Source organism: Lutispora sp. (assembly GCF_041687175.1).
Taxonomy (GTDB): domain Bacteria; phylum Bacillota; class Clostridia; order Lutisporales; family Lutisporaceae; genus Lutispora.
On the sequence record NZ_JAWLCK010000096.1, the window covers coordinates 1 to 10294 of the forward strand.

Here is a 10294-nt window from a genome sequence, read left to right on the forward strand (position 1 = left end):
ACATTGAGAGAAGCTATAGAAATTATATGGGACAAAAAAGCCAAATACACCACAGAAGATATTGTAGAAAGGGCAGGAGATGTCATAAAGAGAGGGGCTTTGAATGGCACCACAAGGATGAGAACCCATGTAGATGTAGACACCATAGGAGGATTAAAACCTTTAGAAGGTGTACTTGAAGCCAAGAAAAGATTTAAAGACATAATGGACATTCAAACTATTGCATTTCCACAGGAGGGGATTCTCAAGGATCCGGGCTGTGAGAAGCTAATGTGGGAAGCTATGGAGATGGGTGCAGACCTGGTAGGCGGTATGCCTGCAAATGAAAATACTCCTGATGACAGTAGAAGACATATAGAGATATGCTTTGATATAGCAGAAAAATATGATGTTGATGTTGACATGCATGTTGATGAAACTGATGACCCCTTCTACAGGACTTTAGAAATGCTTGCAGACGAGACCATAAAAAGAGGATGGCAGGGAAGAGTCACAGCAGGCCATACCTGTGCCTTGGCAGCCTATGATGATCACTATGCTGGCTATGTGATAGAGAAAGTTAAAAAAGCAGGTATAAACATGATAACTAATCCTGTAACAAACCTTATGCTTCAGGGTAGAAACGACAAGCAGCCTGTAAGAAGAGGTATTACCAGGGTTAAAGAATTACTGGAAGCTGGTGTCAATGTAAGCTTTGGACAGGATTGCGTTAAGGATACCTTCTATCCCTTCGGCAGTGCAGATATGCTTCAAGTTGCATTGGTTACAGCACATGCAGCCCATATGAGCCTGCCACATGAAATAGAAAAGGTATTTGACATGATAACATATGATGCGGCAAAAGTATTAAGGCTTGAAAATTATGGCTTAGAGGAAGGAAAGGACGCAGACATAGTTATACTTGATTGTTATACAGTAAATGATGCTATAAGGCTTCAGCCAGCAAGATTATATGTGATAAAAGGCGGCCAGGTCATTGCGAAAAATGAATACAAAAGAGAATTATGTCTCTAGACTTGCTACTCGAAACTAATAATTTTAACACCGAGGACATTCCGCACCAAGTAATAATAATCTGTGGCGGTGGAAAATCCATACATTTTCCCATACATTAAATGGAGGTGAAAGAAATGACATTTAAGTATGTTGGCAAAAGCTGTACCAGAAATGACGGTGTAGAAAAGACTACAGGAAGAGCCTTATTTGTAGCAGATATGAAATTCCCCGGAATGCTTCATGCCAAAGTACTTCGGTCACCCTATGCCCATGCAAAAATAAAGAGCATTGATACCAGTGAAGCCTTAAGACAACCGGGAGTTTTTGCAGTGCTGACAGGAGAAGATGTACCGGGACCCTTCGGAGTTGCTATAGCTGATCAATATCCTATAGCAAGAAACAAGGTCAGGTATGCGGGAGAGCCTGTAGCTGCAGCTATAGCCATAAACGAAAGAGCTGCTCATGAGGCTTTGAAGCTGGTGAAGGTCGAGTATGAACCTCTGCCCTTTGTCATACATCCAAAGGACGCAGCATCAGAAGGAGCACCCATAATCCATGAGAATCTTATGAATTATCATGTAGCACCCTATGTAAATCCAGTAGGTAAGAACATTTATCAACATTTTAAAGTGAGAAAAGGGGACATTGAAGAAGCTTTCAATAAAGCAGATGTGGTAGTGGAAGCCGAAACCTGGTTTCCCTATATACACCATGTTCAATTGGAGCCCCATTGTGCCATTGCCCAATACAATCTGGACGATTCCATGATTATGTACTCAACAACCCAAGCTCCTTTCGTAGTCCAAAGCTGCATGCAAGAGCTTCATGGAATGCCTTTGAGCAAGATTCAAGTTGTGGCTCCTTATATAGGAGGAGGTTTCGGAGGCAAGTCTGATATAACCATCGAAGCATTGGTATCCTGCCTGGCAAAGGCTGTACCCGGCAGATTTGTAAGACTGCTTCTAACCAGAGAAGAAATGTTTATAGGCACCACTTTAGGCAGAGGAGGCTATTGCAAATATAAGGTAGGAGTTTCAAAGGAAGGTAAGATACTTGCTATGGAGGGGGAAAGCTACCTTGGAAGCGGTGGAAATGCAGACTATGCGGTAAATATAGTTACAGGCATGGGTCTGGCAGGAACAGGACCCTATGAAGTACCCAATCTGAAGCTGGATGTTTACGGTGTATACACCAATACCCCGCCTATAGGAGCTTCCAGGGGTTATGGACATCCGGAGGTTCATCTGCCAGTTGAGAGGCTTCTGGAGAAAGCTGCAAGAAAACTGGGTATGGATCCGGCAGAATTCAGGCTGAAGAATCTATTGGCAGAAGGAAAAGTCAATGGTATAGGCCAAGTAATGAAACATGAAAACGGCAATGTGGTTCTCTGTGCCCAAAAAGTTGCTGAAGAGCTGTACAAATCTCCGAAACCGGACAAGGGAGAAAATATAATGGTAGGAAGGGGCATGGCTGCCTACATGAAAACACCATGCATGCCTACCAATGTTCAATCCAGCGTATATTTGAAGCTCAATGTTGATGGCAGTGTTACCCTTGCTACAGGAGCAATAGAAATGGGACAGGGAACATATACGGCTTTAGCTCAAATAGTGGCTGAAGCTTTGGATATACCCTATGAAAAAGTAAATGTTACAAATAAAGTTGACACCCTCATATCCCCTTATGAATGGCAGACTGTAGCCAGCCATGGCACATGGGGAACAGGAAATGCAATATTATTGGCCGCAGAAGATTTGAAATCAAAACTGAAAGAATCAGCATCAAAGGTCTTTGACACAGATGTGAAAAATATAAAGATAGAGGGAGATAAGCTTATCTATAATGATAAGGTTCTTAAATGGGGAGATTTAGCTTTAGGATATAAAAATCCTGATGGATCTGCTCTTACAGGACCTGTTATAGGAGAAGGTCATTTTGTACCAAAAGGTGTACAAAATCCGGATCCAGAAACGGGACAAGGGAATGCGGCTGCCGACTGGACCTTTGGCTGTGTAGGAGTTGAACTGGGAGTTGACAAAACAACAGGGGAGATACATATATACAGATTATTGAACACCATAGATGCAGGGACAATTGTCAATCCTCAGGTAGCTAGAGATCAGGTTCTTGGAGGCATGACCATGGTATTGGGCTCCACATTGACTGAAGGTATTGTTTTCTCGGAAGACAAGGGAAATATTAGAAATAATAACCTGGTGGACTATAAAATTATAGGAATCGAAGATATGCCGGAAGAAGTGCTGATAAACTTTGTTGAAACACCGGAAGAATCGGGACCCTATGGAGCCAAGGGAATAGGAGAGCACGGAGCTGTGGGACCGGCACCTGCAATCTTGAATGCCATATATGATGCAACCGGTAAAGACTTCTATGAACTTCCTGTGACTGCCGAAAAAATTATGATGGCACTGGAAGGGGGAAAATAGGATGATACCTAATGTAGAATATAGAAGACCCAAAACTCTTGAAGTAGCATTGGAATACATGAAAAAAGAAGGCTCTGTTGCTTTGGCAGGAGGTACTGATGTAGTAGTCAACATGAGAGAAGAAAAACTTCTGCCCCAACTCCTTGTAGACTTGAAAGATTTGGAGGAACTGAAAGGAATACGAGAAATCCCTGAAGGCATATGGATAGGTGCACTGGAACCGGTTCAGAAAGTTGTAGAGAATCCTCTTATAGCACCCTATACTGCTTTAGTGGAAGGAGCAGGTTCCATCGGCTGTCTTGAGATAAGATATAGAGCCACAATAGGAGGCAATATCTGCAATGGATCTCCCAGCGCAGACTCATTGCCTGGCCTTCTTGTATATGATGCTCTGGCAGTTATAGCATCAGACATGGGCGAAAGAAAAACAAGTCTCGAATCTTTATTGCTGGGACCAGGCAAGGTAGATCTGAAAAAGGGTGAAATACTTAAAGGAATAATACTGCCTAAAGCAAAGGATTGCTCTAAGAGCAAATACTACAGAAGAACCAGAGTGAAGGGCATGGATTTATCAGGAGTAAGTGTAGCTGTATATGCAGAAAACATTGGAATAGAAGGTGAAAGCCAAATAAGGATTGCTTTGGGAGCAGTGATGCCAACAGTAGCGAGAGCTAGGAGAGGTGAAGCCCTATTGGCAGGCAAGAAGCTCACAGACCAACTTATTGATGATGCAATAGACGAAATATTAAAAGATGTAAACCCCAGGAAGGGAAGCCTTAGAGCAAATCCCGAGTATAAAAAGAAAATGGTGAGTGTATTAATTAAGAAAGCCCTCTCCGAAATAAAAGGAGGTGTCTCCTATGAAGCATAGCATCAAAGTAAATATAAATGGCCAATTATATCTGGAAGAAGTAGAAACAAGCATGACTCTTCTTCAATTCATAAGAGATAAAGTGGGACTAACAGGTACTAAATCAGGATGCGAAAATGGCGAATGCGGAGCATGTACGGTAATAATGAACGGAAATCCAGTGAGATCCTGCATCATACTGGCAGTGGAAGCAGACGGGGCAGAAATAATAACAGTAGAAGGATTGGGAGAAAAGGATAAGCTTCACCCATTGCAGCAAAGCTTTATAGAAACAGGAGCTGCTCAGTGCGGTTTCTGTACTCCGGGAATGTTAATGGCGGGTAAAGCCCTTCTTGATAAAAAGAAAAATCCAAGCAATGAAGATATAACAGAAGCCTTAGGAGGACATTTATGCAGATGTACTGGGTACAAATCCATAAGCAAAGCGGTGGAGGTTGCCCTATCAAAAAATAATAGAAATTAATTGAATTAAACTAAGGAAATGGAATCGGTTTATATATAAGAGTATTTTGGAGGGACAGACAACGAAATGTTGTCATGTCCCGTTTTTTCTATCTGCGGCTCAAATTTCCACGAAAAATATGTTTGACTTAATAATACACCATCTGATATAATATTTAACCCCAATTTGACATATTCTATAATATATGATAAAATATTAGATGTTGGGAAGGAAGGTGATTTTTATGGCCTCAAAAAACAGCCTATCCCTCATCAAAAGGAATGTTGACAATCATGTTGGGGAAAGAGTGGTGCTTAAAGCCAATAAGGGTCGAAAGAGAATATCAATAAGGGAAGGTGTAATTGAAAAAACTTACCCTAGCATATTCGTTGTACGAATAGATAGTGATGTTACTGAAGACGCGGGCAGAGCAGTTTCTTATAGTTATTGTGACATTTTAACGAATTCAATAGAAGTTTATCTTCATAAAGACAATATGAAAATAGGATGTATGTAAAAATAAATGACTCCAAAAGGAGTCTTTTATTTTTTGTAATTTATGTAAAAACCCGTATTGCATACAGTATACAATATATAATATAATTAAGTTATTATATTTATTTATTGAAAGAGGGGTTAGAATGCCGGATGAAATACTTAAAGGCATAGACAAAGAAATAGAAGATATTTTCTACTCCATGATTAAGGTAAAAAGTGACACAAATACTATATACGAAAAAAATATGGAAGGCTTTTATAAAGAATTTTTCCACAGCATTGAATACTTTAAACAAAGACCTGATTATTATGGATTTTATCCCATAGATAAAGACCCTTTAGGAAGAACTGTCTTTTGGGCTTTAGTCAAAGGAACAGGGAAAGATACCATCATACTTATAAATCATTATGATGTTGTTGATGTTGAAGATTTTAAAACATTGAAAAGCTATGCTTTTTCGCCCAAGGAACTGGAGAGAGAGCTCTTATCCATTAAAAAAGACTTGTCAGAGGAAGCCAGAGAAGACTTGGATAGCGGTGATTACATATTCGGAAGAGGCACCGCTGATATGAAAGCAGGAGCCGCAATTCAATTAGCTTTACTAAAAAGATATACAAAGCTAAAAAATCTAAATGGGAATATCCTATACTTATCCGTACCCGATGAAGAAAATCTGTCCGCCGGCATGAGAGGGGCTCTTGAACTTTTAGATCAACTAAAACAACGATTTGATTTGGAATATATGCTTACAATAAACTCAGAACCCCATCAAAGGGTTAAAAAGGATACTGGTATAATATCAGAAGGTTCTGTAGGAAAGATTATGCCTTTTATCTATGTTCGCGGCTTCCTGTCCCATGCAGGTAAGGTTTTTGAAGGATTTAATCCTGTGAGTCTACTGGCTAGGATTGTAAGCAAAACAGAATTAAATCTGGAACTATCAGACTTTATACAAAACGAGGCTTCTCCTCCGCCTACCTGGCTGCATTTTAAAGACAGCAAGACCCACTATGATGTTTCCATGCCTCTGGGTGCCTATGGTTATATGAGTGTGCTGACTTTGGATAAGGATCCTATAGTAATGATTAATGCTATAAAGAAATTATGTATGGAAGCTTTTTCGGAATTGATAGATTATATGAATATGGAGTACAAGAAGTTCTGCCATAATATTAACAGAATATATAATCCTCTGCCTTGGAAGCCCAAGGTTGTAACATACAAAGAACTCTATGATGAAGCAAATGAGAATTATCCGGATGTTTTCATCCAGAATTATAATAAAGCATTAGCAGCAGCAGAAAGAAAAGTGATGATGGGGCAGAAATCTATGGCAGATATAAATTTTGATCTGGTTGAGAGGATATTTGACTTCATAGATGATTTGTCTCCTCGGGTTGTTATAGGACTAGCTCCTCCATATTATCCAAATGTATCTAATTTTAACATTGAGAAACTTGATATCAGGATCAAAAACATATCTGATGATATCATCAGATATGCAATGGAGGAATTCCAGCAGCCTTATGAAAGGGAATACTTTTTTACAGGCATTTCTGATCTAAGCTACACCTCTATAAAAAATGGAGAGGAAGTTGCTCAAAGCTTGAAAGGCAATATGCCTTTATATGGTTCGATTTATTCGATACCTTTTGATAAAATAGAAAAATGTTCAATGCCTTGCATCAACATAGGACCATGGGGAAAGGATTTCCATAAATTAACAGAAAGGGTTTTAAAGGAAGACTTGTTTTATAGAACCCCCAGAATACTTAATCATGTCATATTTTCTTTAATCGTATGACAAAAGGAAAGGCTTCTATTTAGAACACTCAAGGATGCCTTTCTTGAAAGAATTATAGAAAATTTTGAAAGGAGTACTTTCATGATAAAATACAAAACTTTAAAGGATCATGTGTATGACTATATATCTGCCAAGATAAATGATGGCAGTCTTAAACCTAATGAAAGGATAAGCGAAAATAGAATAAGCGAAGATTTAGAAGTTAGCAGAACTCCTGTGAGAGAAGCTTTATTGCAACTTGCTAATGAAGGGTATTTGGAGAAAAATCCAAGAAGAGGCTTTATAGTGAAAGAACTGACCCTTGAAAGAGTAAAACGTATTTATGCTATAATAGGATGCTTAGAAGCCCTGGCTGCTTCATTAGCAGTAGATCGAATGACAGATAAGGAACTTAAAGAAATGGAAAGCGTTATAGAGGAAATAGACAAGACTATAAATGATAGGGACTATAACAATTATTATAAACTACAGATGAAGTTCCATGATATATTTATTGAAGTTGCTGATAATGAAGAACTATCCCGGTTATTGTCATCTTTGAAGAGAAATTTTATCAGACAGACCTATTTTACAGAAAAAGAACAGGTAGATACATTGTTTAAGGTGGTTCAAGATACCCATAATGAGCATAAAGAAATTTTTAGACTTTTTAAAGAAAAAAATAAATCTGAATTAGAAAGGTACTTAAAAGAAGTACATTGGAATGTCAGATATGCTCAATATGATTCAATACTGTAGCTAATATCCAACAATTTCTGAACAAAAAAAGTGTCCTGCAGATTAATTCTGCAGGACACTTTTTTGTTCAGAAATAAAATAACTTTATATTCAGAATAATTGTTGAATATTCAGAATAGAAATATTATAATGAAAATATATTATATATTGTATACAATATATAATATATTAAATATAACATATAGAAAGGAAGGTGTAACAATGAAGGTAGGTAGTCAGTCGATGGTGGACAAGATTCAAACTATCGTCATCAAACATGCGAGAGACGCTTACATAAGTCAAGAATACCTAAAAGACAATTGGGAGAAATGGGGATTCTTCAGCTGCCCTGACTACGAAAAATGCGTAGAAGAGTATGATGCCTTTGAAGCACTTATAAGAAAATTAGTGCCAGAAGTTATAAGTCTCCCAAAAGACTCGGAAGCAGGACTGGATTCTATTTACACTCACGATTCTGTTAAGTTTACTAAAAAAGGTGCAATAATTCTTAACATGGGCAAAAAGGCTCGAAAAAACGAGCCCAAAGCCATGAAAGCGTATCTACAAAGTATAGGAGTTCCCATTTTAGGGGAAATCACTGGTACTGGTACCGTAGAAGGCGGTGATGTGCTTTGGCTGGAGGATGACAGAGTAGCAATTGGTAGAGGTTATCGAACCAATGATGAAGGAATAAGACAGTTTAAAGAAATAGTAAAAGATATAGTTGATGAAGTTATAGTAGTGCCTATGCCACATGGAAACAATGAGGAAGAATGCTTACATCTCATGTCTGTTATAAGTCCTATAGACAAGGATTTGGCAGTAGTATACTCTAGATATATGCCGGTATTTTTCAGGCAGATGCTTATACAGAAAGGGATAAAATTAATTGAAGTAATAGACGATGAATACATGCCTTTAGGATGCAATGTATTAACTATTGAACCGAGGAAAGTTGTGATACTTAAAGGAAATCCGGACATTAAAGAAAAACTTATTAAAGAGGGTGTTGAAGTTCATGAATATGAAGGACAGCATATTTCTCTTCCGGGCAATGGTGGACCAACTTGTATGACAGCGCCTTTGTATAGAATATAAAAATAAAGGGGGTTGCTGAAATGACATTTCTTGAATTGGTTGAGGTTATAGTTTGGGATTATATGTGGGGGACGCCGCTAATAGTAATAATTCTTGCTACGGGTCTATTCTTAACTATCAAATCAGGTTTCTTTCAATTCAGGTTTCTTGGTTATGCCCTAAAAGAAGCTATTAATAAATTTAAAAGTAAAGATGATGATACAGGTGCGGGTGTAGTATCACCCCTTGAAGCAATGAGTGTTGCCATAGGTACTACTATAGGTGTTGGTAATATCGGTGGTGTGGCCACTGCCATTGCTTTTGGAGGACCTGGTGCTGTATTTTGGATGTGGATTGCCGGTATTTTAGGCCAAGTAATTAAAATGGCAGAAATAACACTAGCTGTACACTATAGATCGAAAAATGATGATGGTACTGCCTATGGTGGTCCAAATTATTATATGAAAAAGGGAATAGGAGAGGAAAAGAACAAAAAGGGATTATACAAGTTTTTGAGTCTTCTTTTTGCTTTTGGTTTTCTAGTTGGTTTTTTCATCAATATTCAAACCTATACTGTATCTGAGGCTTTAGGTAATACATTTGACATAAGCCTGGTTACTATAGGGGTTATATTTACAATAGTACTTTATATTATGATTGCAGGAGGACTTCCTCAATTAGGGAAGATTGCATCAGTATTGGTTCCGTTTATGTGCTTATTTTATATACTAGGCGGTATATTTATTATATTGAAAAATATAGGGCAAGTTCCTCATGCTTTTGGTCTCATATTTGGTAGTGCCTTTTCTGGTACTGCGGCAGTAGGGGGGTTTGCTGGGGCAGCTTTTTCTCAAGCCATAAAGGTAGGTATGGCTCGGTCTGTATTCAGTAATGAAGCTGGTTGGGGGACTTCACCTATGGTTCACGCTTCCTCAAAGACAGATCATCCTATGAAACAAGGGATACTAGGTGTGTTCGAAGTTTTTGTAGATACTATAATTATTTGTACTATAACTTCTTTGATTATCATAGTAACAGGTCAATGGTCATCAGGGTTAGATGGAGCCACATTGACACTAAGCGCTTTTGAAGTGGGATTGGGCAGGTTTGGGAGGATAATACTTGCTGTAGGAACTTTCTTGTTTGGAGTTACCACTTCTTCAGGATTATATGCACAGATGGAAGTAATAGTAAGATATTTAATAGGAAATACACCTAAGAAAAATCTTATACTGAATCTATATAAATGGCTTTATCCTCTTCCAAGTTTAGCTTTGGTACTAATAGCTGTATATTATGAATATCCTGGCACAATTGTATGGGTTTTCTCTGATGCTTCTACTGCATTACCCATATTTGCCAATATAGTCGCTTTGTTTATACTGGCACCTAGATTTGTAGAACTTCTCAATGATTATAAAGCACGATACATGGGTATAGG

Annotated in this window: 9 protein-coding genes; all 9 read left to right on the top strand. The window is 38.3% G+C overall.

What is annotated here, in order from left to right:
- The coding region (locus ACESM9_RS12000; RefSeq protein WP_372998852.1) for an amidohydrolase family protein at window positions 1-1014 on the top strand (1014 nt) is incomplete at its 5' end.
- A gap of 116 nt (window positions 1015-1130) precedes the next feature.
- Window positions 1131-3443 carry a xanthine dehydrogenase family protein molybdopterin-binding subunit gene (locus ACESM9_RS12005; RefSeq protein WP_372998855.1) on the top strand — a complete coding sequence of 771 codons (2313 nt, stop codon included), beginning with the start codon at window positions 1131-1133 and terminating at the stop codon, window positions 3441-3443.
- 1 nt (window position 3444) lies between these two features.
- A complete protein-coding gene (locus ACESM9_RS12010; protein ID WP_372998858.1) occupies window positions 3445-4314 on the top strand; it encodes an FAD binding domain-containing protein in 870 nt (289 codons plus the stop codon).
- Complete coding sequence (locus ACESM9_RS12015; RefSeq protein ID WP_372998861.1) at window positions 4304-4777, top strand: (2Fe-2S)-binding protein; 474 nt, start codon at window positions 4304-4306, stop codon at window positions 4775-4777. The genes ACESM9_RS12010 and ACESM9_RS12015 overlap by 11 nt, the downstream gene beginning before the upstream one ends.
- Before the next feature lie 223 nt (window positions 4778-5000).
- Window positions 5001-5273 (top strand): Veg family protein, encoded by a 273-nt coding sequence (locus ACESM9_RS12020; RefSeq protein WP_372998864.1) that lies wholly within the window; start codon window positions 5001-5003, stop codon window positions 5271-5273.
- 124 nt (window positions 5274-5397) lie between these two features.
- Entirely contained in the window at window positions 5398-7059 is a 1662-nt protein-coding gene (locus tag ACESM9_RS12025) for a M20/M25/M40 family metallo-hydrolase (protein ID WP_372998867.1), read from the top strand.
- Between the two features lie 81 nt (window positions 7060-7140).
- Complete coding sequence (locus tag ACESM9_RS12030; protein WP_372998870.1) at window positions 7141-7797, top strand: GntR family transcriptional regulator; 657 nt, start codon at window positions 7141-7143, stop codon at window positions 7795-7797.
- Window positions 7798-7998: 201 nt separating this feature from the next.
- Window positions 7999-8874, top strand: a complete 876-nt coding sequence (locus ACESM9_RS12035; protein WP_372998873.1) for a dimethylarginine dimethylaminohydrolase family protein — start codon at window positions 7999-8001, stop codon at window positions 8872-8874.
- Between the two features lie 20 nt (window positions 8875-8894).
- On the top strand, window positions 8895-10294 hold a 1400-nt coding region (locus ACESM9_RS12040; RefSeq protein WP_372998876.1), incomplete at its 3' end, for an alanine/glycine:cation symporter family protein.